Annotated in this window: 25 protein-coding genes and 1 tRNA gene; 6 read left to right on the forward strand and 20 right to left on the reverse strand. The window is 64.5% G+C overall.

The features are described 5' to 3' along the window. The first annotated feature begins 107 nt into the window (after positions 1 to 107). From cysT to AC56KW_RS15620, 4 genes are read left to right on the forward strand one after another with little or no spacing between them, the layout of a single operon-like run. Positions 108 to 980 (forward strand): sulfate ABC transporter permease subunit CysT, encoded by an 873-nt coding sequence (gene cysT, locus AC56KW_RS15605; protein ID WP_497171591.1) that lies wholly within the window; start codon positions 108 to 110, stop codon positions 978 to 980. Next, positions 977 to 1,882, forward strand: a complete 906-nt coding sequence (gene cysW / locus AC56KW_RS15610) for a sulfate ABC transporter permease subunit CysW (RefSeq protein ID WP_497171592.1) — start codon at positions 977 to 979, stop codon at positions 1,880 to 1,882. The genes cysT and cysW overlap by 4 nt, the downstream gene beginning before the upstream one ends. A gap of 19 nt (positions 1,883 to 1,901) precedes the next feature. Then, positions 1,902 to 2,975: a sulfate/molybdate ABC transporter ATP-binding protein gene (locus AC56KW_RS15615; protein ID WP_497171593.1), complete on the forward strand. Its 1,074-nt coding sequence runs from the start codon at positions 1,902 to 1,904 to the stop codon at positions 2,973 to 2,975. After that, positions 2,972 to 3,901 carry a CysB family HTH-type transcriptional regulator gene (locus tag AC56KW_RS15620; RefSeq protein WP_497171594.1) on the forward strand — a complete coding sequence of 310 codons (930 nt, stop codon included), beginning with the start codon at positions 2,972 to 2,974 and terminating at the stop codon, positions 3,899 to 3,901. Before AC56KW_RS15615 ends, AC56KW_RS15620 begins: the two co-directional genes overlap by 4 nt. 285 nt (positions 3,902 to 4,186) lie before the next feature. Here the strand turns inward: AC56KW_RS15620 and AC56KW_RS15625 are convergent, their stop codons facing one another. The 5 genes from AC56KW_RS15625 to AC56KW_RS15645 form a co-directional block, all read right to left on the reverse strand. After that, positions 4,187 to 5,239, reverse strand: a complete 1,053-nt coding sequence (locus AC56KW_RS15625; protein ID WP_497171595.1) for an aldo/keto reductase — start codon at positions 5,237 to 5,239, stop codon at positions 4,187 to 4,189. Continuing rightward, positions 5,236 to 6,291 (reverse strand): quinone-dependent dihydroorotate dehydrogenase, encoded by a 1,056-nt coding sequence (locus AC56KW_RS15630; RefSeq protein ID WP_497171596.1) that lies wholly within the window; start codon positions 6,289 to 6,291, stop codon positions 5,236 to 5,238. The genes AC56KW_RS15625 and AC56KW_RS15630 overlap by 4 nt, the downstream gene beginning before the upstream one ends. A 106-nt stretch (positions 6,292 to 6,397) precedes the next feature. Further along, the gene (locus tag AC56KW_RS15635) at positions 6,398 to 7,126 is read right to left on the reverse strand and encodes an arginyltransferase (RefSeq protein ID WP_497171597.1); all 729 of its coding nucleotides are present in this window, start codon (positions 7,124 to 7,126) and stop codon (positions 6,398 to 6,400) included. Between the two features lie 31 nt (positions 7,127 to 7,157). Beyond that, positions 7,158 to 7,943 carry a leucyl/phenylalanyl-tRNA--protein transferase gene (aat, locus tag AC56KW_RS15640; RefSeq protein ID WP_497171598.1) on the reverse strand — a complete coding sequence of 262 codons (786 nt, stop codon included), beginning with the start codon at positions 7,941 to 7,943 and terminating at the stop codon, positions 7,158 to 7,160. Position 7,944: 1 nt separating this feature from the next. Further along, positions 7,945 to 8,529: an NUDIX hydrolase gene (locus tag AC56KW_RS15645; protein ID WP_497171599.1), complete on the reverse strand. Its 585-nt coding sequence runs from the start codon at positions 8,527 to 8,529 to the stop codon at positions 7,945 to 7,947. Between the two features lie 183 nt (positions 8,530 to 8,712). Between AC56KW_RS15645 and AC56KW_RS15650 the strand changes: the two genes are divergently transcribed. Both AC56KW_RS15650 and AC56KW_RS15655 read left to right on the forward strand, forming a co-directional pair. Continuing rightward, positions 8,713 to 8,789 (forward strand) — tRNA-Met (locus AC56KW_RS15650). A gap of 198 nt (positions 8,790 to 8,987) precedes the next feature. Then, positions 8,988 to 9,401 (forward strand): T6SS immunity protein Tdi1 domain-containing protein, encoded by a 414-nt coding sequence (locus AC56KW_RS15655; protein WP_497171600.1) that lies wholly within the window; start codon positions 8,988 to 8,990, stop codon positions 9,399 to 9,401. 13 nt (positions 9,402 to 9,414) lie between these two features. Here the strand turns inward: AC56KW_RS15655 and AC56KW_RS15660 are convergent, their stop codons facing one another. From AC56KW_RS15660 to AC56KW_RS15730, 15 genes are all read right to left on the reverse strand, one after another. Next, on the reverse strand, positions 9,415 to 10,326 hold the full coding sequence (locus AC56KW_RS15660; protein WP_497171742.1) for a DNA-3-methyladenine glycosylase family protein: 912 nt from the start codon (positions 10,324 to 10,326) through the stop codon (positions 9,415 to 9,417). Continuing rightward, the gene (locus AC56KW_RS15665) at positions 10,326 to 11,231 is read right to left on the reverse strand and encodes a DMT family transporter (RefSeq protein WP_497171601.1); all 906 of its coding nucleotides are present in this window, start codon (positions 11,229 to 11,231) and stop codon (positions 10,326 to 10,328) included. Before AC56KW_RS15665 ends, AC56KW_RS15660 begins: the two co-directional genes overlap by 1 nt. Positions 11,232 to 11,349: 118 nt before the next feature. Continuing rightward, positions 11,350 to 12,345 (reverse strand): XdhC family protein, encoded by a 996-nt coding sequence (locus tag AC56KW_RS15670; protein ID WP_497171602.1) that lies wholly within the window; start codon positions 12,343 to 12,345, stop codon positions 11,350 to 11,352. A gap of 272 nt (positions 12,346 to 12,617) precedes the next feature. Continuing rightward, a complete protein-coding gene (locus AC56KW_RS15675) occupies positions 12,618 to 13,712 on the reverse strand; it encodes a M48 family metallopeptidase (RefSeq protein WP_497171603.1) in 1,095 nt (364 codons plus the stop codon). Positions 13,713 to 13,730: 18 nt separating this feature from the next. Beyond that, positions 13,731 to 14,180 carry a dUTP diphosphatase gene (gene dut, locus AC56KW_RS15680; protein WP_497171604.1) on the reverse strand — a complete coding sequence of 150 codons (450 nt, stop codon included), beginning with the start codon at positions 14,178 to 14,180 and terminating at the stop codon, positions 13,731 to 13,733. A 15-nt stretch (positions 14,181 to 14,195) separates the two neighbouring features. After that, a complete protein-coding gene (gene coaBC / locus AC56KW_RS15685; protein WP_497171605.1) occupies positions 14,196 to 15,416 on the reverse strand; it encodes a bifunctional phosphopantothenoylcysteine decarboxylase/phosphopantothenate--cysteine ligase CoaBC in 1,221 nt (406 codons plus the stop codon). Between the two features lie 10 nt (positions 15,417 to 15,426). Further along, the gene (lspA, locus tag AC56KW_RS15690; protein ID WP_497171606.1) at positions 15,427 to 15,957 is read right to left on the reverse strand and encodes a signal peptidase II; all 531 of its coding nucleotides are present in this window, start codon (positions 15,955 to 15,957) and stop codon (positions 15,427 to 15,429) included. Between the two features lie 80 nt (positions 15,958 to 16,037). After that, entirely contained in the window at positions 16,038 to 18,935 is a 2,898-nt protein-coding gene (gene ileS, locus AC56KW_RS15695; protein WP_497171607.1) for an isoleucine--tRNA ligase, read from the reverse strand. 102 nt (positions 18,936 to 19,037) lie between these two features. Beyond that, the gene (locus AC56KW_RS15700) at positions 19,038 to 20,009 is read right to left on the reverse strand and encodes a bifunctional riboflavin kinase/FAD synthetase (RefSeq protein ID WP_497171608.1); all 972 of its coding nucleotides are present in this window, start codon (positions 20,007 to 20,009) and stop codon (positions 19,038 to 19,040) included. A 260-nt stretch (positions 20,010 to 20,269) separates the two neighbouring features. Beyond that, on the reverse strand, positions 20,270 to 21,499 hold the full coding sequence (locus tag AC56KW_RS15705; RefSeq protein ID WP_497171609.1) for a tetratricopeptide repeat protein: 1,230 nt from the start codon (positions 21,497 to 21,499) through the stop codon (positions 20,270 to 20,272). 69 nt (positions 21,500 to 21,568) lie between these two features. After that, the gene (locus tag AC56KW_RS15710; RefSeq protein WP_497171610.1) at positions 21,569 to 22,003 is read right to left on the reverse strand and encodes an ExbD/TolR family protein; all 435 of its coding nucleotides are present in this window, start codon (positions 22,001 to 22,003) and stop codon (positions 21,569 to 21,571) included. A gap of 81 nt (positions 22,004 to 22,084) precedes the next feature. Next, positions 22,085 to 22,501 carry an ExbD/TolR family protein gene (locus tag AC56KW_RS15715; RefSeq protein WP_497171611.1) on the reverse strand — a complete coding sequence of 139 codons (417 nt, stop codon included), beginning with the start codon at positions 22,499 to 22,501 and terminating at the stop codon, positions 22,085 to 22,087. 3 nt (positions 22,502 to 22,504) lie between these two features. Next, positions 22,505 to 23,443: a MotA/TolQ/ExbB proton channel family protein gene (locus tag AC56KW_RS15720; RefSeq protein ID WP_497171612.1), complete on the reverse strand. Its 939-nt coding sequence runs from the start codon at positions 23,441 to 23,443 to the stop codon at positions 22,505 to 22,507. Positions 23,444 to 23,528: 85 nt separating this feature from the next. Then, the gene (locus tag AC56KW_RS15725; RefSeq protein WP_497171743.1) at positions 23,529 to 24,191 is read right to left on the reverse strand and encodes an energy transducer TonB; all 663 of its coding nucleotides are present in this window, start codon (positions 24,189 to 24,191) and stop codon (positions 23,529 to 23,531) included. A 1,014-nt stretch (positions 24,192 to 25,205) separates the two neighbouring features. Beyond that, entirely contained in the window at positions 25,206 to 26,735 is a 1,530-nt protein-coding gene (locus AC56KW_RS15730; RefSeq protein ID WP_497171613.1) for a SpoVR family protein, read from the reverse strand. Positions 26,736 to 26,782: the final 47 nt, after the last annotated feature.

Genomic DNA, 26,782 nt, shown 5'->3' on the forward strand with positions numbered 1-26,782 from the left:
ACCACATAGCGTTTCCTGTCTATGCAAATAAGTATTCTTTCGTTTGCTTTATGAACATCGTGTGAGAATATTCGAGTCCGATAGAAGAATTTGTAATAAGGACTCGCATGACTTCGCTTGCCATGCCGGGCAGCACGGCAGCGCACAAGCCCGCCAAACGGCCGGGCCGGGTGATTCCCGGCTTCGGCATTTCGCTCGGCTTCACGCTGTTCTACCTGGCACTGATCGTTCTGATCCCGCTGTCCGCAGTGTTCCTGAACACCTCCAGCATGAGCTGGGCCGATTTCTGGTCCACCGTGACCTCCGAGCGCGTGATGGCGTCGTACCGCCTCAGCTTTGGCGCGTCGCTGATCGCGGCTGCCCTCAACGTGGTGTTCGGCGGCATCGTGGCCTGGGTGCTGGTGCGCTACCAGTTTCCCGGCAAGCGCTTCGTCGACGCCCTGGTCGACTTGCCGTTCGCGCTGCCCACCGCGGTGGCCGGCATCACGCTCACCGCGCTGTACGCCCACAACGGCTGGATCGGCCAGTATCTCGCCGCGCTGGGGATCAAGGTGGCGTTCTCGCCGCTGGGCGTGGTGGTGGCGCTGACCTTCATCGGCTTGCCGTTCGTCGTGCGCACGGTGCAGCCGGTGCTCGAGGAAGCCGAACGAGAACTCGAAGAAGCCGCCGCCAGCCTGGGCGCCGCGCCGCTGCAGACGTTCATTCGCGTGGTGCTGCCGACGATCGTCCCGGCACTGCTGACCGGCTTCGCGCTGGCCTTTGCCCGCGCCACCGGCGAATACGGCTCGGTCATCTTCATTGCCGGCAACCTGCCGATGGTGTCCGAGATCACGCCGCTGCTGATCATCTCCAAGCTGGAGCAGTACGATTACGCCGGCGCCACCGCGATCGCGGTCGTGATGCTGGTGTTCTCGTTCATCCTGCTGCTGGCGATTAACCTCTTGCAGGCGTGGACGCGCAAACGGGCGGGCAAGGCATGAGCGCGGTCCTCGACAACGTGGCGCAGCCTGCCAAGCGCCCGCTCAACAACAAGCGCCTGGACACTAGCGTGCTCGAGCCGCGCTGGGTACGCCTCACCCTGATCGCCATCGCACTGGTGTTCCTGACGCTGTTCCTGTTCATCCCGCTGGCGGCGGTGTTCACCGAAGCGCTCAAGAAGGGCTGGGAGGTCTATGTCGAATCGGTGCTCGATGCCGATGCGCTGTCGGCGATCAAGCTGACGCTGATCGCGGCCGCGATCTCGGTGCCGCTGAACCTGGTGTTCGGCGTGGCCGCGGCGTGGGCCATCGCCAAGTTCGAATTCAGGGGCAAGAGCATCCTGCTGACGCTGATCGACCTGCCGTTCTCGATCTCGCCGGTGATCGCGGGCCTGATGTACGTGCTGCTGTTCGGCGCCTCGGGCTGGTTCGGTCCCTGGCTGGCCGAGCACGACATCAAGATCCTGTTCGCGGTGCCGGGCATCGTGCTGGCGACCGTCTTCATCACCTTCCCGTTCGTGGCGCGCGAGCTGATTCCGCTCATGCAGCAGCAGGGCACCGAAGAAGAAGAAGCCGCGCTGGTGCTGGGCGCCTCGGGCTGGTCGACCTTCTGGCGCGTGACGATGCCGAACATCAAGTGGGGTCTGCTGTATGGCGTCATCCTGTGTAATGCCCGTGCGATGGGCGAGTTCGGCGCGGTGTCGGTGGTCTCGGGCCACATCCGCGGCGAGACCAATACGATGCCGCTGCACGTCGAGATCCTCTACAACGAATACAACTTCACGGCCGCCTTTGCCGTCGCATCGCTGCTGGCGCTGCTCGCACTGGTGACCCTGGCCGTCAAGTCCTTTATCGAATGGCGTCTGCACCAGGCCAAGACGGCCTCGGTCGCGGCCCCTCACTGAATCAACGCCGGAGTCACGCATGACGATCGAAGTACAACACATCCGCAAGCAGTTCGGCCAGTTCACGGCGCTCGACGACGTCTCGCTGCAGTTCCCCGACGGCGAGCTGACCGCCTTGCTCGGCCCTTCGGGCTGCGGCAAGACCACGCTGCTGCGCATCATCGCCGGCCTCGAATACCCGGATTCGGGCGCGGTGCTGCTCGACGGCCAGGATTCCTCGCACCGCCATGTGCGTGAGCGCCAGGTCGGTTTCGTGTTCCAGCACTACGCGCTGTTCAAGCACATGACCGTGTTCGAGAACGTCGCCTTCGGGCTGCGCGTCAAGCCGCGCAAGGACCGTCCGAACGAAGCCCAGATCCGCGAAAAAGTGAAAAAACTGCTCGAGCTGGTGCAGCTCGACTGGATCGCCGACCGCTATCCGCCGCAGCTGTCCGGCGGCCAGCGCCAGCGCATCGCCCTGGCGCGCGCGCTGGCGGTGGAGCCGCGCGTGCTGCTGCTGGACGAACCGTTCGGCGCGCTCGACGCCAAGGTGCGCAAGGAGCTGCGCCGCTGGCTGCGCCGCCTGCACGACGACCTGCACGTGACCTCGATCTTCGTCACCCACGACCAGGAAGAAGCGCTCGAAGTGGCCGACCAGGTGGTCCTGATGAACAAGGGCCGGGTCGAGCAACTGGGCAGCCCGGACGAGGTGTACAACAACCCGGCGTCGCCCTTCGTGTATGGCTTCCTGGGCAACGTCAACCTGTTCCACGGCCGCGTCAACGACGGCGTGCTGGCCAGCGGCGACGTGCGCTTCCAGGCCCCGCAGCACGCCGGCGTGCGTGACGGCGCCGGCATCGGCTATGTGCGTCCGCATGACCTCGACGTCGAGCGCTATACCCCCGGCGCGACCGGCGTGGTCGCCAAGCTGCGCCGCGCGCATGCGATCGGGCCGCTGGCCCAGCTCGACCTGGAGCGCTCGGACAACCAGCAGATCATCGAGGCGGTGATGCCGAACGACCGCTATATCAGCCTGGGACTGAAAGAGGGCGAGACGCTGGTCGTGCGACCGCGCCGCATCGAAGTGTTCGTCGACGAAGGAAACGCGATATGAATTTCCAGCAGCTGCGCTCGGTCCGCGAAGCGGCGCGCCGCGACTTCAACCTGACCGAGGTCGCCAACGCCCTGTTCACCTCGCAGCCGGGCGTCTCGCGCCAGATCCGCGAGCTCGAGGAAGAGCTGGGCGTGGTCATCTTCGAACGCAACGGCAAGCGCCTGACCGGCCTCACGCCGCCCGGCAAGGGCATCTTGCGCATCGTCGAAAAACTGCTGGTCGAAGCCGAGAATTTGCAGCAGGCCAGCCGCGAGTACGCCGCGCAAGACAGCGGCACGCTCACGGTCGCCGTGACCCACACCCAGGCGCGCTACGCGCTGCCGCAGGTGGTGCAATCGTTCCGCGCCGCCTTCCCGAACGTGCGCATCGCGCTGCAACAGAGCGCCCCCGAGCACATCGCCGAGTGGGTGGCCTCGGGCAAGGCCGACATCGGCATCGCGACCGAGGGCCTGTCGGCCTTTCCCGAGCTGGTGTCCTTCCCATGCTACCGCTGGAGCCACCTGATCGTGGCGCCCGAAGGCCATCCGATCTTTACCAGGGGCTCGCCGCTGCGCCTGGAAGACCTGGCCGAGCATCCGCTCATCACCTACGACGTCGGCTTCACCGGCCGCAGCCACATCGACGCCGCTTTCGTCGAAGCCGGGCTGGCGCCCGACATCGTGCTCACCGCGATGGACTCGGACGTCATCAAGCAGTACGTGTCGCTGGGGCTGGGCGTGGGCATCGTGGCCTCGATGGCCTTCGACCATGGACGGGATAAAGGCCTGCGCGCGATCGAGGCCTCGCACCTGTTCGCGCAGAACGTGACGCGCCTGGCGGTGCGCCGCGGTACGTATCTGCGGGCCTACGCCTTCCATTTCATCGAGCGTTTCGCCCAGGGGTACACGCGGGCGGATATCGAAAAGGCGATCGCGACGGCGGAATGAAAAAACGGGAAATGCGTTGCGTGGACGGCTCTGCCGTCCACGCGTTCCACTCACGGATGCGATGTGGCAGTGCATGCCCGGGTTGAACGCGTGGGCGGGATACCCGCCCACCCCACAGTGTTCGTCAGTCGAACGCCATCAGGGCACATGCCCGTTGAACGCCATCAGGGAACATGCCCGTCGAACGTCATCAGGGCATGACCGTTGAACGCCATCAGGGCACACGCCCGTCGAACGTCATCAGGGCATGCTCGTTGAACGTCATCAGGACACATGCCCCGTTTCTCATTGGCCCGGATTCGTGATCCGGCCGTGGATCTCGTCGATCCGCCTGATTACCTCGTCGCTCAGCCGCACATCGGCCGCGTCGATGTTTTCCCTGAGCTGGTCGAGCGTGGTCGCGCCGATGATGGTCGAGCCCACGAACCAGCGCGAGTAACACCAGGCCAGCGCCATCTGCGCCGGCGTCAGGCCGTGCTCGCGCGCCAGCGCCGCATACGCGCGCGTCGCCTCGAACACGCCTGGGCGCAGGTAGCGCGGGCTCCAGGTCGGCGGATAGATACTCAGGCGCCCGCGTGCCTGCGGGTCGTCGACATACTTGGCGCTGAGCTGGCCGAAGGCGAGTGGGCTGTAGGCCAGCAGGCTCACGTTTTCGCGGTAGCAGACTTCGTCGAGCAGGGTGGTCTCGAACGCACGCGCCGTCAGGTTGTACAGGTTCTGGATGGTGGCGATGCGCGGCAGGCCGTGGATCTCGGCCTGCTTGATGAATTCGCACACGCCCCACGGGCTTTCGTTCGACACGCCGATGTGGCGGATCTTGCCTTCCCGGACCAGCCCGGCCAGCGCGCGCAGGGTGTCTTCGATCGCCACGCCGTCGCGCTCCTTGCGCGGGTCGAACTGGTTGGCGCCGAAGATCGGCACGTTCCGGCTCGGCCAGTGCAGCTGGTACAGGTCGATGTAGTCGGTCTGCAGGCGCTGCAGGCTGCTGTCGACGGCGGCGCGCAGGTTGGCGGCGTCGAGGTTGTGTTTCGCACCGCGGATCCAGCCCTGGCTGCCGTTCGGGCCGGCGATCTTGGTCGCCAGCACCAGTTTGTCGCGTCCGCCGCGCGCCTTGAGCCAGGAACCGATGAAGCGCTCGGTGGAGCCCTGGGTCGCCGCGCTGGGCGGCACCGGATAGAGCTCGGCGGTATCGATGAAATTGATGCCGCGCCCGACCGCGTAGTCGAGCTGCGCGTGGGCTTGCTGCTCCGTGTTCTGCTCGCCGAAGGTCATCGTGCCGAGGCACACCGTCGTCACCTCGAGGTCGGTGCGTCCGAGCTGTTTGCGTGGCAGGCTCATTTCTTTTTCTTCGGCGTATCGCGCAGGGCGTCGGCGCACTCGCGCACCAGGCCCGGACCGGCGTAGATCAGGCCACTGTAGAGCTGCACCAGCTTGGCGCCGGCCGCGATTTTTGCCTTGGCATCCTGGCCGCGCATGATGCCGCCCACGCCGATGACCGGGACCTCGTCGCCCAGTTCGGCCTTGAGCGCGCGGATCACGATGTTCGACTGCTCGAACACCGGCGCGCCCGACAGGCCGCCGGCCTGCTGCGCATGTTTCATGCCTTCGACGTCGCGCCGGTTGAGCGTGGTGTTGGTGGCGATCACGCCGTCGATCTTGTGGCGCAGCAGGGCGCCGGCGATGTCGCGGATCTGGTCGCCGTCGACGTCGGGTGCGATCTTGAGCGTGATCGGCACATAGTGACCGTGGTAGTCGGCCAGCTTGGTCTGCTCTGCCTTGAGCTGCGACAGCAGGCTGTCGAGTTCGGAGGCGCCCTGCAACTGGCGCAGGTTCTTGGTGTTGGGCGACGAGATATTGACCGTCACGTAGCTGGCATAGGGATAGACCTTGCGCAGGCAGTGCAGGTAATCCTCGGCCGCCTGCTCGATCGGCGTGTCGGCGTTCTTGCCGATGTTCAGGCCCAGCACGCCGCGGCGCTCCTGGTAGAAGCGCGACGCCTGGACGTTGGCCACGAAGGCGTCGACGCCGCCGTTGTTGAAGCCCATGCGGTTGATGATGCCGCGCGCGCGCGGCAGGCGGAACATGCGCGGCTTGGGATTGCCGGCCTGGCCGCGCGGGGTCACGGTGCCGATCTCGATCGAGCCGAAGCCGAGTGCGGCCAGGCCGTCGATGTAGGCGCCATCCTTGTCGAGGCCGGCGGCCAGGCCGACCGGGTTCGGGAAGGTGATGCCCATGACCGTGCGCGGGTCGGGCAAGGGCTTCCTGAACGCGCCCGTCAGGCCGAGCGCGGCTGCGCGGCGCAGCATCGGCAAGGTCAGGTTGTGGGCTGCCTCGGGGTCGAGCGAGAACAGTGCGGGACGAACCAGGGTGTACAGGAATTTGTCGGGCATGGGGAGCTCAATAAGGATCTCCCGTCATTTTAACGTGACGCAGCCCCAGCCATGTATTCCAATGTCAATGACTTTGTTAGCACTTGTATCACACGGCCTGCAGACTTCAGGGCTGCAGCACGCCCCATTCGCCGTCGATGCGCGCTTCGAGCGGTCGGAAATTGATCTTGTAGGCCATCTTGGGGCTCTGCTCGATCCAGTAGCCGAGGTAGACGTAGGACAAGCCGAGCTCGTGGGCCTGGTTCACCTGCCACAGGATGTTGTAGGTGCCGTAGGAAGCGTTGTCGACGTCGGGATCGAAGAAGGTGTAGACCGACGACAGGCCGTCGGACAGCACGTCGATGATCGATACCATGCGCAGGGTGCCGTCGGGTTCGCGGAATTCGACCAGGCGCGTGTTGACCCGGCTCTGCAGCAGGAACTGGGCATACTGGTCGCGGCTGTCCTGGTCCATGCCGCCGCCGACGTGGCGCGTGGTCTGGTAGCGCAGGTAGAGCGCGTAGTGCTCGTCCGAGAAGGCCAGGTTGGCGACCATGGCGACCAGGTTGCCATGGCGCTTCCAGGCGCGGCGCTGGGTGCGGTTGGGGGTGAAGTCCGAGCACTTGACGCGCACCGGGATGCAGGCCTGGCAGCCGTCGCAATAGGGGCGGTATGTGAAGATGCCGCTGCGCCGGAAGCCGTTCTTGACCAGTTCGGAATACACATCGGCGTTGATCAGGTGCGACGGGGTGGCGACCTGCGAGCGCGCCTGGCGGGCGTCGAGATAGCTGCAGGGGTAGGGCGCCGTCGTGTAGAACTGCAGCGTCGCGAAGGGCAGGTCGTGTAGGTGCGTCATGCAAAAGACTCTCGAGACGACGTGAATGGCCCTATTCTAGCGAAAACTCACCCATTTCACCGTTTCCATCCAACGGTGCCATGGGCGCCGGGCTCGGCTTGCCAAGCGGTGGCGCCACCCGCCAGGCGTCGATCGGCGGCTCGGCGATGGCCGCGCGCAGGTGTTCCAGAAAACGGCTGCGCGGGATCGGCGCGGCGCCGAGCGAGGCCAGGTGGCCGGTCTCCTGCTGGCAGTCGATCATCTGCACGCCGTTCTGGCGCAGGAAAGCCACCAGATAGGCCAGCGCGACCTTGGAAGCGTCGGACACGCGCGCGAACATCGATTCGCCGTAGAACATGCGGCCGATGCAGACGCCATAGGCGCCGCCCACCAGTTCGCCGTCGAGCCAGACTTCGGACGAGTGGGCGTAGCCGAGCGCGTGCAGGCCGGAGTAGCCGTCGATGATCTCGTCGGAGATCCAGGTGCCGGGGCCGTCCCGGCGCGGGGCTGCGCAGGCCCGCATCACGTCGCTGAAGGCGCTGTCGAAGCGCACGTCCCAGCGGCCTTGTTCGACGCGGCTGCGCTCGACCTTGCGCAGGGTCTTGGCCAAGCTGGCGCTGACCTTGAAGTCGGCCGTGTACAGGACCATGCGCGGGTCGGTGCTCCACCACAGGATGGGCTGGCCTTCGGAAAACCAGGGGAAGATGCCGTTGCGGTAGGCCTGGAGCAGGCGCGGTGGCGACAGGTCGGCGCCGGCCGCGAGCAGGCCCGGCGCTTCGACCGTCAATGCCTTCGATACGTCGGGGAACGGCGTATCGTTCTCGAGCCAGGGAATCATCTCAGTCGGGTTCGCGCGGGGCGATCATCGGACGATGGATGTCGCGGCTGTGAAAGCCATAGTCGTCGCCACCCTCGCGCATTTTGATCCGGTCGGCGAAGAACAGTTCCAGCGTGGTGCGGATGGTGGGGAAGGCCAGTTCGTCCCAGGGAATCTGGTCTTCGGTAAACAGCTGCACGTCCAGGCTTTCGATGCCGGCGGCGTAGTCGAGGTCGAGCAGGCGCGCCCGGTAGAACAGGTGGACCTGGTGCACATGGGCCACATTGAGCAGCGTGAACAGCGGGCCGAGTTCTACATTGGCGCCGGCTTCTTCCTCGGTCTCGCGCATGGCCGCCTGTTCGGTGGTCTCCTCGTTTTCCATGAAGCCGGCGGGCAGGGTCCAGTAGCCGTAGCGCGGCTCGATCGCGCGCTTGCACAGCAAGACCTGGAGCTGACCATCACGTTCCCAGACGGGAATGGAACCGACGACGAGTTTCGGGTTCTGGTAATGGATCGTGTTGCAATGGGTGCAGACGTAGCGCGGCCGGTTGTCGCCTTCGGGAATGGCCAGCGCGACAGGATGGGCGCACTCGGAGCAGAATTTCATGGTCGTTTGACGAATTGGTATTGCCCTTACTTTACACCGAATGCGGGGCCGGTAGCGCAGGCGCAAGATAGCGGGCAGGCGCGTGTCGACGCCGCCATGTAGCGGATCGTATTGCAATCGCACATGGGCACAGCATTGCATTTGCCTAATAGGCAGAAGGGGCGTATAATTCATTTCAACAGACGCGGGGTGGAGCAGTCTGGCAGCTCGTCGGGCTCATAACCCGAAGGTCACAGGTTCAAATCCTGTCCCCGCAACCAGATTCAAAGCCGCTGATTCGCAAGAGTCAGCGGCTTTTTCGTTTGTGCGCCCATCTGCAGGCAGATTCCCTTGTCGCTCTCGACGGCCTCGACGCAGGTCAACGCCGCTCGCCCCTGGTGCAATGCACACCGACCCAGCCGGTCCAACCCGGGCAAACCGCAGCGCATGCGCGATGGCGGCATTCAGGGGCGGCGACCATGATCGCTGTAGACGACAACAACGAGGCCTGGGGCTGGGTCGGCATGAGCGCCGTCGAAGTACTCGGCGCCAATGCCTTCGGCAACCTCATCATCCGCGACGAGGACCACCGTTTCTGGTGCCTGCGTCCGCAAGAACTCGTGTGCGAACCGCTGGCCCGCAGCCGCGCCGCACTCGACGCGCTCGCCTACAACCAGGATTTTCTCAACGACCGGTATATGCCCGAGGCGGTGCGCCTGGCCGAAGCCGCGCTGGGGCCGCTGACCGAGGGCCGCACATACTGTCTCAAGATTGCCAGCGCGCTGGGCGGGCATGATGGTGGCGACAACCTGGCCACTGTGCCGTTGGCCGAGCTGATCCGCTTTTCGGGCGAGGGCGCGCAGCAGTTCGATGGCTTGCCGCGCTGGAACTGACGCATCGCCCGCCCTATGTGTCCGACATTCCCGGCTTGTCGGCCAGGCTGGCCCACAAGTAGGCCGCGGCCATGGTCCGGTGTGGCGCATAGCGCGCCAGCAGGCGCTGGGCTTCGAGCAGGGTCGGCCGCGCCTCGCTGCCCGTCAGCTTATGCAGGGCCGCGCGCACGGCCACGTCGCCTTCCAGCGAGCAATCCTGGTAGCCATAGCCGCGCAGCAGCACGTAATTGGCAGTCCACGGACCGATGCCCTTGATCGCCAGCAGTTCCTCGCCCACCTGGGCGGCGTCGCGTTCGCGCGCAAGCGACAGGCTGCCGTCGACCACCATGCGCGCCACCCGCAGCACGGTCTCGGCCTTGGCTTGGGAGAACTTGCGGCTCGTCAGGTCTTCTGGTACGAGGCGGGCGACGTCCGGCGCTTCCGGATAGCACAGCAAGCCGCTCGCATGCGGGCGGCCGGCCAGTTCGATCAAGGTGCGGCGCAGAGAGATCGCGAAGGTCAGGTTGATCTGCTGGCCGATGATGGCCCAGGTCAGGGCCTCGAACACGGTGGCCGACTGCACGATGCGCAGGCCGGGCTGGCGTGCCAGCACGGGGCCGAGCACGGGATCGTCGTGCGCGAAGGCGGCGAAGGCGGCCGGGTCGATGCGCAGGCCCAGCACGTTCAGCAGCGCGTCCCGGGCCAGCGCCTGCAGAGCGTCGCCGGCCGGCGCATCGAAGGCGATGCGGCAGTGCGCGACGTCGCGCCCGAGACGGATGTCGAGCAGCGTCGGCACGCCGTCCAGCAGCACGCCCTTGCGCAGGCCGTCGGGAGCGACCCGCTCGGCCACTGCCTCGGTGTCGCGGCCATGGAAGGCGATGAGGTCGGCGACGCGATAGCCCGGCGGCAGGCCGAGATCCAGGTCGAGGTCGCGCGTCGTTTCCATCATTTACCGGCGCTGGCCGCTGGGCGCAGGAAGCGCGGCCTGAAGCCGGTGACCAGGGCGGTGCCGAGCAACACGATGGCCGATCCCAGGATCGTGTGCCAGCCGATCGTCTCGTGCAGGAACAGCGCGCCCCACAGGATGCCGAACACGGGACTCAGGAAGGTCACGGTCAGCGCCGACGTGGGGCCGACCTGCTCGATCAGCTTGAAGTAGATGATGTAGGCGATGCCGCTACACACCACGCCCAGGGCCAGCACGGCGGCCATGATGCCGGCCGTCGGTTCGCCCGGCGCCGGCATGAAGGGCACCAGCGGCAGCACGACGATGGCGCCGGCCCACATCGAGCCATGGGCGTTGGCGAAGGGCGCCACGCTGGGGGCGGACCTGGCGTACTGGCTGGCGATGCTGTAGCTGAGGGCCGCGCTCAGGGTCGCGCACACCGCCAGGCCGGCGCCCGCGCGCTCGATCACGTGGTCGAAGCCCACCAGCAGGGCCACGCCGCTGGCGCCGAGCAGCAGCCCGAGCGCCCCGCGCCTGGACACTGGCTGGCGCGCCCACACGGCCCCCACCAGCGCGCCCCACAGCGGCGCGGTGGCGTTCAGCACGGCCAGCACCGACGCCGACAGCGTGCGCGCGGCAAAGGCGAACAGCAGGAAGGGCAACGCGGAGTTGAACACGCCGAGCATCAGGTAATGCTTCCAGTGGCGCCGCACGTCCAGCGGCGCGCCCTGGCCGCGCCGGGTCAGCACCCAGCCGACCAGCGCCAGGAACAGCGCCGCGAAGGCGAGCCGGTATTCGATCAGCACCGCCGGGCCGAGCACGGGCGCCGAGATGCGCATGAAGAGGAAGGAGCTGCCCCAGATGGCGGCCAGCGCCACCAGGCGCAGCATGTTCGCGGTGTTCATCGGTAAGAAAAAAATGGCCTGTCAGTCAACAGCCATTGTGGCAGGGCTGGCGTTTTCCTGCTTGCCGGTCCTTGCTGTCGAATCCCCGGCGTCGGGCGGCGATGCGGAGGGACAAGCGTCAGGCGGCGCTGGCCAGCGTCAGCGCCGCGGCATGCGGCACCAGCATCTGCTGCGGCACCGCGTTCTTCACGGCCGTCATCTCGGCCATGATCGAGATCGCGATCTCGGCCGGCGTCTTGCTGCCGATGTAGATGCCGATCGGGCCGTGCAGGCGCGCCAGTTCGGCGTCGGAGAGGTCGAACAGTTTGAGGCGCTCGCGCCGCTTGGCGTTGTTGGCGCGCGAGCCGATCGCGCCGACGTAGAAGGCGTCGGACCTGAGCGCTTCCATCAGCGCCAGGTCGTCGAGCTTCGGATCGTGGGTCAGCGCCACCACGGCGCTGCGCGCATCGAGCTTCGCTTCGAGCACCAGGTCGTCGGGCATGGCGTGCACCAGCGACACGCCGGGAATCGAAAAGCCGCTGCGGTATTCCTCGCGCGGGTCGCACACGGTGACGCGGTAATCCATGCCGGCCGCGATCGTGGCCAAAAAGCGCGACAGCGGACCGGCGCCGATGATATACAGGCGCCAGCGCGGGCCATGCAGGGTGTACAGCACGCCATCGTCGATGCGCTGGATGGCGCTGGCCTGGGCCGGTTCGAGGGTGACGGCGCCCGTGGCCAGGTGCACGCGGCGCTCGACCAGCTCGCCGCCATCGAGGCGCGCCAGCAGTTCGGGAATGCGGCTGTCGCTCGACAGCGGCTCGATCGCCAGCTCGATGGTGCCGCCGCAGGGCAGGCCGAAACGGTGCGCCTCGTCGGCGCTGATGCCGTAGCTGATGATCTCGGGGAGGGTGATCTCGATGCCGTTGTCGCGCACGCGGGCGATCAGGTCATCCTCGATGCAGCCGCCCGAGACCGAGCCGACCACCTGGCCGTCTTCGCAGATGGCGAGGGTGGCGCCCACCGGGCGCGGGCTCGAGCCCCAGGTCTTGATCACCGTGACCAGCTGGCAGCGCTGCCCACCCGCCAGCCAGGCGGCGCAGGTCTTCAGTACGTCGAGGTCGATGCTGTCCATGATGTCGTGGCCGCGCTGTGCGGGATAGATGCAAGATGGACAATCATACAAAAAAAGCGGGGAGGGTGTTGAGGCGGCGTGCGCGGTAGGGGCAAATGAACGGGTATATTGAAAACGAGGTCCCGCCAAGGCGCCGGCGAGTGAGGGAAACGACGGTCTCAAGGCTGACAGCGACGGCCAGCTATCGACCGTTCGCCGTGAAACCGTCGTTCCCGCGCATGCGGGAAACCCAGATCGGCACTGCAGTGTTATCTCCCGCAGCACCATGAAACTCAAGGCACCAGTGGCTTCTTGCCGCTCTTTTTGGCCTTGACCTCGGCCACCGCCTTGTCGATCGCCGCGATCCGCTGCGTGGTCGACGGGTGGTTCGCCGTGTAGCCGTTGAGGATACGCGCCGGGTAGGTCGCCGCCAGCCGTTTCCAGAAGGCGGAGGCGCCTTCGATGCGGTAGCCGGCCCGCGCCAGCAGGTAGATCGCCAGGCGGTCGGCCGCGACGTCGTCGGCCACCGGCATGGCCTTGATGCCGCCGCTGCCGATCAGCATCGAGGTATCCGGCGTGATCGCGGTGAGGTTGTCGATGATGCTGCCGATGGTGGCCGCGTTGCGCTGCGTGGCCGCGTGGCCCAGCATGTTATGCGCCATCGTGCGCGCCACGACATACGCCAGTTCGTCGTCGTTCTGGGCGAAGCCCAGCATGCCGCGGGTGACCATCACGCGCGAGCCGTCGGCGTAGGCATTGATATTGTCGGCGTTGCCCAGTTCGATCACGAAGGCGCAGGCGCGCGTGACCGGGACTGCCAGGTCGCGCGCGTTGCCATCGCGCTCGATCGACAGCGGCAGGCTGGCCTGCTTCGCCATGATCGGGCCGAACACGGCACCCAGCTGGGACAAGGCGTCCGGCCCTTGGGGCAGGGGCGTGCCGGCGGCCGCCACCAGGCGGTCGCCCTGGCGCAGGCCGGCCTTGGCCGCGCCGCTGCCATTCAACACATTGGTCACCTGCAGGCGCTCGCCCATGCCGAGCGCCACCCAGGCCGCTTCGTTGTACTGGCCGGGATAGGAATAGCGGTTCTTGGCCGTGAAGCCAAGCAGGTTGCGCGCGTGCTTGGTGCACAGCTCTGCGTTGTCGATCAGGAGGGGGGCCGCGATCCGGTACAGGCGGTCGTGCTGGGTCGCCATGCGGGAAAGCAGGTCGGCGGCGGCGGCGATCTGCGGCGTGATCGCGGGCTTGCCCGGAACCTGGTCGGGAATAGCGCCAGGCGTGGTCGACGACTGCATGGGCCCTGGCGTGCTGCAGGCCGCGAGCAGGGCCGCGGTGGCGGCGACCAGCGCGGCGGACTTGAAGCGTTGTAGACGGTGCATTGGGATCATGGTCCTCCTCACGTGTTGTTATTGTTTGCCGGTGCTTCCGAAGCCTCCGGCGCCACGGTCGCTCGATGCGAACTCCGCCACCACGTTGAAGCCAACCTGCAGGACCGGCACCACGATCAGTTGCGCCAACCGGTCCATCGGCTGCAGCACGAAGGTGGTGGCGCTGCGATTCCAGGTGGAGACCATCAGCTGGCCCTGGTAATCGGAGTCGATCAAGCCTACCAGATTGCCAAGAACGATGCCGCTCTTATGGCCGAGCCCACTGCGCGGCAGGATCATGGCGGCGTACCCCGGATCGCCGATGTGGATGGCCAGGCCGGTCGGCACCAGCACCGTCTGGCCAGGCTCGATGGTGAGCGGCGCGTCGAGGCAGGCGCGCAGGTCGAGGCCCGCGCTGCCCGGCGTGCCGTAGGCCGGCAGCAGGTCTTTCATGCGCGGGTCGAGGATTTTCAGGTCGATATTCTTCATTGATACTTTTTCTATTTACGTCAGCAGGGAGCGCTGTTCGATGCGTTTCGCGATCTCGGACACGAGCTGGCGCGCCAGCGTGAGCTTGTCGGCCCGCTCGAGCACCGTGTGGCCGCTCTCGTCGAACAGGATCACGGTATTGTCATCCTGCCCGAACGTCTGGTGGCCGATATTGCCCACCAACAGGGGGATGCCTTTCTTTTCGCGCTTGGCGGCGCCGTACTGTTCCAGCTGCTCGGATTCGGCGGCAAAGCCCACGCAGTAGGGCCAGCCGGACAGCGTCACGGTGGCGGCGACAGAGGCCAGGATGTCGGCGTTCTGCGCGAATTCGAGCTGCGGCGGGGCGCCATCCGCCGTCTTCTTGATCTTCTGCTCACTGGCATTGGCCACGCGCCAGTCGGCCACCGCCGCTACGCCGATGAACACGTGCTGGCCTTCCACGCCGGCCATCACGGCATCGTGCATCTGCTGCGCGGTGAGCACGTCGATGCGGCGCACGCCATGCGGCGTGGCCAGCGACACCGGGCCCGAGACCAGGGTCACCTCGGCGCCCGCTTCGCGCGCCGCGCGCGCCAGCGCATATCCCATCTTGCCCGACGACAGGTTGGTGATCCCGCGCACCGGGTCGATCGGCTCAAAAGTGGGGCCGGCGGTGATCAGTACGCGCCGCCCGGCCAGCACCTTGTGCTGGAAGGAGGCGATCAGTTCTTCGACCAGTTCCTCGGCTTCGAGCATGCGGCCCAGGCCCGTCTCGCCGCAGGCCTGCGAGCCGCAGCCCGGACCGAACAGCTTGACGCCGTCTTCGCGCAGTTGGGCGACGTTGCGCTGGGTGGCCGGGTTTTCCCACATCTCGACGTTCATCGCCGGCGCCACGTGCAGCGGCACATGGCGCGGACGCGCCACGCACAGCGTCGACAGCAGGTCGTCGGCGGCGCCGTGCGCGAGTTTGCGCATGAAGTCGGCCGAGCAGGGCGCGATCAGGATCGCGTCGGCGTTGCGGGTCAGGTCGATGTGGGCCATGTTGTTGGCCATGCGCGCGTCCCACTGGTCCAGGTAGACCGGCTGGCCGGACAGGGCCTGCATGGTGACCGCACCGATGAAGTGGGTGGCCGCCTCGCTCATGACCACCTGCACGCTGGCGCCCTGCTTGACCAGCGCGCGGCACAGTTCGGCCGCCTTGTAGCAGGCAACGCCGCCGGTCAGGCCGAGGACGATGCGCTTGCCTTTCAGCTCCATGATGGTCTCCTTACGACTTGTTCACACGGCGCAGTTCGTCCAGGACGAACAGGACGGCGCCCACCGAAATGCCGATGTCGGCGATGTTAAAGGCCGGGAAATGGCCGATGCCGGTCCAGTAGAAATCGAGGAAGTCGATCACATGGCCGTGCACCACGCGGTCGATGCCGTTGCCGATCGCGCCGGCCATGATCAGCGCCAGGGCGAAGCAGAACAGGCGCTGGCTCGCGTTCTTGGACATCATGTAGATGCAGAACACCACGGCGCCGATGGCGATGCCCAGGAACAGCCAGCGCTGCCATCCGCTGGCGTCGCCCAGGAAGCTGAATGCCGCGCCCGGGTTGTACACCTTGATCAGGTTGAAAAAGCCCGTGACCGGCACCGTCTCCGCATACGCGAAGGTGCGTTCGACGGTGAGCTTGGTGACCTGGTCGAGCAGGACGATGATCAGGGACAGGCCGATCCAGGGGAACAGGCTGGCGCCGCTGCTGCGGGTGACAAGTTTCGGACCGGATGCGACTGGTTTCTTTTTGGTTGCCATGGTGTGTGGTGTCGGTACGCGCCATGCCGCCTGTGACAGCGGCATGGCGGAAAACCCGCGGGTCGGTCGACCCGGGGCGCTTAGGCGTAGCGGCGTTTTTCGCCGGCGCCGAACAGGTTGCTGGTGCAGCGGCCGCACAGCGTCGGATGCGCGTGGTCGTGGCCGACGTCGCGGCGGTAGTGCCAGCAGCGCTCGCACTTCTCGGCGGTCGACGGTTCCACGGCCACGCTTTCATCCGCCTCGGCGGCGACTTCGCTCACGGTCGCCTGCGAGGTAATGAAGACAAACTTCAGGTCGTCGTCCAGGCTGGCCAGCGCGCGGTACTTGTCGCCCGACGCCTTGATCGCCAGCTCGGCCTGCAGCGACGAACCGATGGCGCCCGAGGTACGGACTTCCTCGAGCTGCTTGGTGACGTCGAGGCGGACCTGGCGCAGCAGCGCGTACTTGGCCAGCAGGGTGTCGCCATCTTCCAGCGCGGGGAAGGTCCACAGCGTCTGGGTGAAGATCGTCTCGTCGCTGTCCGCGAACTTCTGCTGGCCAGCGAACACGGCCCACGCTTCCTCGGCGGTGAACGAGAGGATCGGCGCCATCACGCGCAGCAGCGAGTGGGCGATGTGCCACAGCGCGGTCTGCGCCGAGCGGCGCGCCTGCGATTCCACACCGGTGGTGTAGAGGCGATCCTTGAGGATGTCGAGGTAGAAGCCGCCCAGGTCTTCCGAGCAGTAGTTCTGCAGGCGCGACACGACCGGGTGGAACTCGTAGCGCTCGAAGTGGCCGGCCACGTCGTTCTGCAATTGCGCCATCGAGGCGATCGCATAGCGGTCGATCTCGAGCAGTTCGGCCATCGGCACCGCGTGCTGCGCCGGGTCGAAGTCCGAGGTGTTCGCCAGCAGGAAGCGCAGCGTGTTGCGGATGCGGCGGTACGATTCGGTCACGCGCTTGAGGATCTCTTCGCCGATCGACAGCTCGCCCGTGTAATCGGTCGAAGCCACCCACAGGCGCAGGATGTCGGCGCCGAGGGTATCCGAGATCTTTTGCGGCGCCATCGTGTTGCCGAGCGACTTCGACATCTTCTTGCCGTTCTCGTCGACGGTGAAGCCGTGGGTCAGCAGCGCCTTGTACGGCGGTGTGCCGTTCAACATCGAAGAGGTCAGGAGCGACGAGTGGAACCAGCCGCGGTGCTGGTCCGAGCCTTCCAGGTACAGGTCGGCCGGGAAGCTCGATTGCTCCTTGTGCGAGCCGCGCAGCACGGTCTGGTGGGTGCTGCCCGAATCGAACCAGACGTCCAGCGTGTCCTTGTTCTTTTCGTAGCTCGCGGCGTCCGCGCCGAGCAGGGTGGCCGGGTCGAGGTCGTGCCAGGCGTCGATGCCGCCGGCTTCGATCAGCTGCGCCACCTGCTCCAGCAGTTCCGGCGTGCGCGGGTGCAGCGCCCCGGTTTCCTTGTGCACGAAGAAGGCCATCGGCACGCCCCATTGGCGCTGGCGCGACAGGGTCCAGTCCGGACGGTTTTCGATCATGCCGTGCAGGCGCGCCTGGCCCCAGTCCGGGAAGAACCGGGTCTTCTCGATCCCGGCCAGCGCCGTTTCGCGCAGCGTCGGGCCGCCGTCCTTCGGCGTGATGTCCATGCCGGCGAACCACTGGTTGGTGGCGCGGTAGACGATCGGGGTTTTATGGCGCCAGCAGTGCATGTAGCTGTGGTCGAACATCTTGAGTTCGAACAGGGCGCCGGCCTCGGTCAGCGCGCCACAGATCGGCTTGCTGGCTTCCCAGATGGTCATGCCGCCGAACAGCGGCAGGCTCGCGGCGAAGCGGCCGTCGCCCATCACGGGCTTGAGCATCTCGTCGTCCTTCATGCCGTGCGCCTTGCACGACTGGAAGTCTTCCAGGCCATAGGACGGGGCCGAGTGGACCACGCCGGTGCCGCTGTCGACGGTCACGTAGTCGGCCAGGTAGACCGGCGACAGGCGATCGTAGAAGGCGTCCTGCGCATGCAGCGGGTGCTTGAAGCGGATGCCTTCGAGCTTGTCGCCCGTGGTGGTGGCGAGGACCGTGCCTTCGAGCTTGTAGCGCTGCAGGACCGGCTCGACCAGTTCCGAACCCAGGATCAACAGTTGCGGCTGGCCGTCGCGCTCGACCTGCACCAGCGAATAGCCCACTTCCGGGCCCACGTTCAGGGCCTGGTTCGACGGGATGGTCCACGGGGTCGTGGTCCAGATCACGATGAAGCCCTTGTCGGTCGGCAGCCGGTCCAGGCCGAAGGCGGCGGCGATCTTGTCGTGCTCATGGAAGGGGAAGCCGACGTCGATCGCCGGGTCGCGCTTGTCCTGGTATTCGACTTCGGCTTCGGCCAGCGCCGAGCCGCAGTCGAAGCACCAGTTGACGGGCTTGAGGCCGCGGTACACATAACCTTTGTCCAGCAGGGTGCCGAGGGCGCGCAGCTCGTCGGCCTCGTTGCTGTAGGCCATGGTCATGTAGGGATTGTCCCACTCGCCCAGCACGCCCAGGCGGATGAAGCCGGCGCGCTGGCGGTCGATCTGCTCGAGCGCATAGGCGCGCGCCTTTTGCAGCACCTCGGCCGTCGGCAGGTTCTTGCCGTACAGTTTTTCGATCTGGATCTCGATCGGCATGCCGTGGCAATCCCAGCCCGGCACGTAGGGCGCGTCGAAGCCGGCGATGGTGCGCGACTTGATCACCATGTCCTTGAGGATCTTGTTGACGGCGTGGCCCAGGTGGATGTCGCCATTCGCGTACGGAGGACCGTCGTGCAGGATGAACTTCGGACGGCCGGCGGCGGCCTTGCGCACGCGCTCGTAGATCTTCTTGTCTTGCCATTGCTTGACCCAGCCCGGCTCGCGCTTGGCGAGGTCGCCGCGCATCGGGAACGGGGTGTCGGTCATATTGACCGGGTATTTGCTTTCAGGCTTTTTTGGGCCCTTGGGTGCCTTGGACTGGCCATTGTTTTGTGTGGTATCGGACATAAGCTTCTTCTGGTAAGTGTTCTTGTTTGCACGACGCGGGGCGCCGCGGCAGAGTCGGGTGAGGCGCTTCCAGGACGTCGAGGCGACGGCCGGGAAACGCGCTCAAATTCGGTCGGTCGCCGTCAGCGCGCTATGGCGTTGGGCGAAGAAGGCGCGCGCCTGCTCCGCGTCATTGTCGATCGCGGCGGTGAGCGTGGCGAGGTCGTCGTATTTCTCTTCGTCGCGCAGCTTGGCCAGGAATTCCACGCGCACCAGCTTGCCGTAGCATTGCTGGGCATAGTCGAATACATGGACCTCGAGCAGCATACGGCCGGCATCCTCGACGGTCGGCCGCACGCCCAGGCTGGCCACCGCCGGCAGTGGCGCGTCGGCCAGGCCGTGGACCTGCACGACGAAGATGCCGGACAGGGCAGGGCGGTGGGCGACGCGCAGGTTCATGGTCGGAAAGCCGAGCGTGCGGCCCAGCTTCTGGCCGTGGATCACGTGGCCCGACATCGCATACGGGTGGCCGAGCAGTTCACCGGTGCGGAAGAAATCGCCTTCGAGCAGGGCGGCGCGCACGGCCGATGACGAGATGCGCTGGTCGCCGAGCATGACGGCGTCCAGGGTGTGGACCTCGAAGCCGAATTCGCGGCCGGCCTCGACCAGCATCGCGATGTCGCCCTGGCGCCGCGCGCCGAAGCGGAAATCGTCGCCGACCATCAGCCACTTGACGTGCAGGCCGTCGACCAGCACCCGCTCGATGAAGTCGCGCGGCGACATGGCGGCGAATTGTTCGTTGAAATGCTCGACGATCACGCGGTCGATGCCGGCGTGGTCGAGGTCTTCGAGCTTGTCGCGCAGGTTGGCGATGCGCGCCGGGGCACGCGACAGGTCGCCCGATTTATGGGCGAAGTATTCGCGCGGGTGGGGCTCGAACGTCATCACGGCGGCTTCCACGCCGAGCGCGGCGGCGGCGCTGCGCACATGCGCCAGCAGGGCCTGGTGGCCGCGATGGACGCCGTCGAAATTGCCGATCGTGAGCGCGCAGGGCGCGCGCGCCCTGTCGTTGGGAAGTCCGCGAAATACCTTCATCAAATCTGGGTCCGGTTGCAAGCCGCGCGACAATGGTGCGGCGCCAAAACCCTGATTATACGGTAACTAGGTAGTTGCATATGGGCGACGGCTGCGGGGATTGCTGATGCAGAATGACGTCGTCCCCGCGGAGGCGGGGACCCAGGTACTGCCTGCAATGTCGCAATGCAGGCAAACTTGGGCCCCGCCTGGGCGGGGACGACGGGATGATGCCGCTTTCGCAGGCCAGGCGCGACCCCGCTTGCGCGGGGACAGGCCGATCAGCTCAGTGGGCTGTTGATCGCCATGATCCAGTAGCGGGCCAGTTCGGCGGTGCCGTCCTTGCCGCCCACGGTCTTGAGCGTGGCGATGGCTTGCTGCTTCTTGCCGGCCGCTGCGTAGGCTTCGCCCAGGCGCAGCTTGGCGTCGTCGGCGTTCTTCAGGCCACCGGCCTTGATTGCCGCTTCCATCATCTTCAGGCCCTTGTCAGCCTGGCCTGCCTGCACCAGTGCATAGCCCAGGCCCACCAGCGAGTCGTTGTCCTTGACGGCGGCGTGCTCGGCTTCCAGGGTCGCGAAGTTCTTGTTTTGCTCTGCCAGGTTCTTCTCTGCCAGTTCCTTCAGGCGCTGATGACGTGCGGCATCGGTGCCGGTGCCCAGGGCGCCGGCCTTGTAGCCCTTGTCGATGATCTTGAGCGCTTCGGCCGGGGCTTTCGCCTGCAGCACGAGCTGGGCCATTTCCATGAACTCGCTCGGCTTCTTGAGCAGGTTATTGGCCAGCTTCAGGCGGTAGACGTCGACGTTCAGGCGCTGCGAGTAACCCTTCTGGCGCTGCACGCGGTTCAGCAGGTCGGTCCAGTACTGGGCCTTCGGATAGCTGGTGGCCAGCCTCTCGATGGTGCGCACGTAGCCGGCGGTATCGTTCTTCTTGAGCTGGATATTGGCCAGCATGCCCAACTGGTCTTCGGTCAGGCGGCCGCTTTTCTCGATAGTGCGCAGTTCTTGCTCGAGGGCAGCGGTATTGCCTTGCTTGTAATAGTTCTGCAGCAGGTAAGCGCGCAGTTTTGGATCATCCTTCTGCTTGAGCAGGTTCTGGATGGTGGCGTTTGCCTTGTTCAGGTCGCCGGCGCGCATATAGATGCCCACCAGGCCTTCGGAGAATTGCGAACGCTCGTTGGCGCTCAGCTTGCCCGAATTGAGCAGGGCTTCGAACGATTTGGCGGCGGTATCGTAGTCGCCGGCCGACGAAGCTGCCGCGGCGCGCACGCGCTCGATCAGGTAGTTTTCGTTGGACGACTTGTTGCCCACCTTGTCCAGTCCGCGCAGGGTTGCCAGTGCATCCTTGTGCTTGCCCTGCTTCATCTGGGCCTGGGCTTGCTGCAGCGGTTTGCCGATCTCCGCGCGCAGCGCTTCCTGCGCCGCGGCGGAAGACAGGCCGATTACCGGGGTGACCGCGGTAAAGCCCAATGCGGCCAGTGCGAGGCTGAGGTGAGCGAGACGGAACTTGATCATCTGAAAAATCCTTATTTCAAAATGGACACGGCAGGGATAGCCCTGCCGTGTTGGTCAAACATGGAACGATTACTGGAACTGCTCGTTACCGACCATGCCGATTTTGGTGACGCCAATACGCTGGGCAGATGCCATGACACCGGCAACAACCTTGTACTCTACCAGCTTATTAGGGCGCAAGTGCACTTCAGGCTGGTCAGGCATGGCTGCAACGGCGTTCATCTTGGCTTCGAGGGCCGCACGATCCGGGATGACTTCGCCATCCCAGAGGATGGTGCCGTCAAAGTCCACGTCGATCGTGATCACGACCGGTTTGATATCGCTTTGCGGCGGGTTACCAACTGGCATGTTCAGATTGACCGAGTGGTCTTGCTTCGGAATCGTGATAATCAGCATGATGATCAGAACGAGCAAGACGTCGATCAACGGCGTCATGTTCATTTCCATCATCGGTTCCGGATCGGCTGCTGCTGCGGAGCCGCCTCCACCTACGTTCATACTCATGGGTGTGTCCTTATCAAATGTTGGGGAGAAGGTTACGGCGCCCGGCTCGAAAGCCAGGCGCCGCGTGCCGGGTCATCAGCTTTATTCAGGCTGAATAACGAAACCAACCTTCTGCACACCAGCACGTTGTGCCGTGTAGATCACCCGGCCGATCGCTTCGTAGCGGGCTTCCTGGTCGCCACGAACTTTCACCGCCGGTTGCGGCACTTTCACCGACTGCTCCGCGAGGAACTTGAACAGCTCGTCCGTATTCGCGAGGTGAGTCTGGTTGTAGTACATCTCGCCGTCTTTATTGACGGTGATGTTCACGTCTTCCGGCTTGGTCAGCGTGACCTGGTTCTCTTCTGCAGGCAGATTGACTTTCTGCAGATTCAGCACCACCGGGCTAGTGATCAGGAAGATGATCAGCAGAACCAACATGATGTCAACGAGTGGCGTCGTGTTGATCTCTGAGTTCAGTGCATCTTCTCCGGAATCGGAACCGACACTCATCGACATGATTTATCCAATCTTTTTAGCTGCGGCAGCTGCGTTCGAGGTCGACATGGCGCCCGAGATCAGGACCGAGTGAACGTCGGCCGAGAACGAACGGATGTCTTCCAGGACGGTCTTGTTACGACGCACCAGCCAGTTGTAACCCAGGACGGCAGGAACTGCAACGAACAGACCGAAGGCGGTCATGATCAGTGCTTCACCGACTGGACCTGCAACCTTGTCGATCGATGCGTTACCCGACATGCCGATGGCGGTCAGTGCGTTGTAGATGCCCCAGACGGTACCGAACAGACCGATGAACGGCGAGGTCGAACCAACGGTTGCCAGGAACGACAGGCCGTCTTGCAGACGCGACTGGACGCGGTCCACTGCGCGCTGGATCTGCATGGTGACCCAGGTCGACAGGTCGATCTGCTCGAGCAGGGCGCCGTCGTGGTGCTGGGTTGCCTTGGTGCCGGTTTCAGCGATGAAGCGGAATGGCGAGCCTTCTTTCAGCTGAGCCGAACCAGCAGCGATCGACGGTGCTTTCCAGAACTTGGCTTGCATGTCTTTCGACTGCTTCATGATCTTCTGCTGGTCGATCAGCTTGGTGATGATGATGTACCACGAACCGATCGACATCAGCGACAGGATGATCAGGGTGCCCTTGTTGACGAAGTCGCCGTGTTCCCACATGGCTTGCAGGCCGTACGGGTTGTAGACTTCTTCGGTCTGCTCGCCGCCTGGAGCAGCGGCTGGCGCGCCAGCATCTGCCGGAGCAGCAGCGTCTGCAGGAGCAGCAGCTGGATCAACAGCTGGTGCAGCTGCGTCGGTCGCTGCTGGCGCAGCTGCGTCGGTTGCCGGGGTTTCTTGAGCGAAGGCAGGGGCCGAGACCAGAGCCGATGCTGCAGTTACCGACAACAGGACAGCCGCCAGGAAAGCGGACAAACGGGTATTCTTAAACATGCTTCCTCCAAAGATATTAAATAGACAGTTCGCTGAACTTAATGACAACGACAATCAAAGTTTGAGACGGTGACCTGTCTCGGTTTTATTCCAGCGTCCAGACGTACTGCACCGCTGTCCACGCCTGTTCCGGCTTGCCATCAATCATGGCGGGCTTGAATCGGCATTTGCTCAGAGCCGATTGAGCGGCTCGGTCCAAGTCACGGAAGCCACTCGACTTCGCCAGCTTGGCTTCCATCACCCGACCATCGACACCGATCAGGAACTGCAGGGTCGTGGTACCGGTTTCTTCATTGCGCTGCGACGAACGTGGGTATTCCGGACGTGCGCAAGTATTAAAGTCAGCGACTGCCTCGGTGCGGCTCGGGCCACGTGCCGGCGGTGCCGGCGGAGCCGGAGGTGCTGGCGGAGCCGGCGGAGCCAGCTGGGTGGTCGGCGGCGGCGTGGTGGTCGCGGTCGCGATCGTGTTTTGCGGTGGCGGCGGTTGCTGCACTTGCACTTCGACCGGCGGGATGAACGGCGGCGGCGGCGCTTTCATTTCTGGCGGCGGCGGCGGCGGCGGGGTTTCCGGCGGCGGCGGCGGTGCTACCTCTTCGATCAGCTTGGTTTCAACCGCTTCGGTCACCTTGCTGACGATCCGGGTACCCAGGCCCGCAACGAGTGCCCATCCCACGAGGACGTGAAGGATGAGGACAACGATGAATCCTGTGAAATTTTTCCCGGGTTGCTTCTCATTCGAAAAATTCATGCCATATTTCTCCAATACCAACTCTTTTTTGTTGCTACCAAACCCACTAAACACGACAAAAGCCTAGAGCCGCATCCGGGACATCGAAGAATTATACCTACGAATTCTTTTTTGCACATACATTTTTACGGCGTCGAAAGGTGCGCTAACTACCTGTAAATGCTGGCAAACAAGCTCATCTATACAAGCTCGGCGAGGTCGTTTTGCGGGGTCCGGAAGGCCGGAAAATTTGTAGTTTTATGTAGCGATTCTCCTCATACGTGGAAGATCAATGCGGATGCCAAATTCACCAAATTTATGACGTTAAATCGACGATTTGGAAAATTTCCCATTACTTAAAACTGGTTATTTTGCAAACAATAGCCGATTTTCATCTTTTACCGGCCTGGGCCGGGAGTGCATGGTAGCCGTCTCAGGCGTACACAAGCTATAGATAAAAGTGATACCCGTTATAGCGTTTGAGATGTGTCAAACGAACGCTATATAACTACTTCATCTTGAGAGAACGGAAGCTGCGCGCATCCACACCCTCTGCGACAAACTATATTACTTAGATTTGCTAGGCCCTTCACCAGCACATTGCCATGACTTGGTTGTGACAGCGCTAACATCTGATGTTTGGAACATACCATGAAATACGTATATTGGCGATAGTCGGACAGGTAATTGAACATGCATAAGTAGGCGGAGGTGCTGGTGGGGCGCAGCTGGGGTTGGCTCTGGCTGGCCACGCCATGCCGCCGATGCGGTGATCGCCGGCCGGCGTGGCGTGCGGCGGGTGGAGGCGCGCATGATCGGCGCGTCGGCGGCAAAAGTCGCCCACACTGTATACAACAACCCGTCGCGCCTTGGTCGGCAGCGACCGTGGTCGACGACGGTCGGCCGAGTCGGTGATTGCGGCCATGCAGGCCGTCGTGAACGCGTGGACGGGAACCCCGCCCACGCCATGCCATCCACAGCGGGAGCCCCTGTGCACCGTGCGTGGCACGGCTTATCGACGCGCCAGGCCGGCGACTACCGTCCGCGCTTCTCGCGCCGGCATTCCAGGAAGCTGACCACGTGGCCCGTCGGATCGGCTGTTTCAAGCCGCACGTCGAAGCCCCACAGCCGCGCCACGTGCTTGAGGACCTCTTGCGCCTGGCCGTTGAGCGGACGGCGGTTGTATTGCGTGTGGCGCAGGGTCAGGGCGCGGTCGTCGCGCGTATTGACTTGCCAGACCTGGATGTTCGGCTCGCGGCTGCCCAGGTTGTATTGCTCGGCCAGCCTGTGGCGCACGTACCGGTAGCCGGCCTCGTCGTGGATGGCCGAGATCGTCAGCTTGTCGCTGCGGTCGTCGTCCAGCACGGCGAAGAAGTGGAAGTCACGGATCAGCTTGGGCGACAGGTATTGCGCGATAAAGCTCTCGTCCTTGAAGTTGCGCATCGCGAAGTCGAGCGTCTTGAGCCAGTCGCTGCCGGCGATGTCCGGGAACCAGGCCTTGTCTTCATCGGTCGGGTTTTCGCAAATGCGCCGGATATCGGTCATCATCGCGAAACCGAGCGCGTAGGGGTTGATCCCGGTGTAATACGGGCTGTTCGCGGGCGGCTGGTAGACCACGTTGGTATGGCTTTGCAGGAACTCGAGCATGAAGCCGTCGCCGACGATCCCTTCCTTGTACAGGTCTTGCAGGATCGTGTAGTGCCAGAAGGTGGCCCAGCCCTCGTTCATCACCTGGGTCTGGCGCTGCGGATAAAAATACTGCGAGATCTTGCGCGTGATGCGCACCAGTTCGCGCTGCCAGGGTTCGAGCAGGGGCGCGTATTTCTCGATGAAATACAGCAGGTTTTCTTCGGGTTCGGGCGGGAAGCGGTGGGGCGGCGTATCCGCCGCCGCCGCCTGTTCTTCGCGCTGGGGCAGGGTGCGCCAGATCGAATTGACTTGCGACTGGGCGTATTCCTCGCGTTCCTTGGTGCGCGCCGCTTCTTGCGCCACCGACAGCTTGGCCGGCCGCTTGTAGCGGTCGACGCCATAGTTCTGCAGCGCGTGGCAGGAATCGAGCAATTCCTCGACCGCATCGATGCCATAGCGCTGCTCGCACTCGGCGATATAGTTCTTGGCAAACACCATGTAGTCGACGATGGCGTCGGCATCGGTCCAGCTGCGGAACAGGTAATTGCCCTTGAAGAAAGAGTTGTGGCCGTAGGCGGCGTGGGCGATCACCAGCGCCTGCATTGTCAGGCTGTTCTCTTCCATCAGGTAGGCGATGCAGGGATTCGAGTTGATGACGATCTCGTACGCCAGGCCCATCTGGCCGCGGCGGTAGCTTTTTTCGGTGCTCAGGAAGTGCTTGCCGAATGACCAGTGGTTATACGATACCGGCATCCCTACCGAGGTGTAGGCATCCATCATCTGCTCGGCAGTGATGATCTCGAGCTGGTTCGGATAGGTGTCCAGGCCGTAGCGCTTGGCCACCCGCTTGATTTCTTCGTGCGCCTGCTCGATCAGGTCGAAGGTCCACTCCGACTGTTCGGGCAGGGCGCGCGGATTGCTTGGATCTCTTGGCATAAGCGCCTCGCTATTGGCTGCAGGTATTGCCGTGACGCGTTCCGCAG

This window comes from Telluria sp. RT2P19 (genome assembly GCF_059685725.1).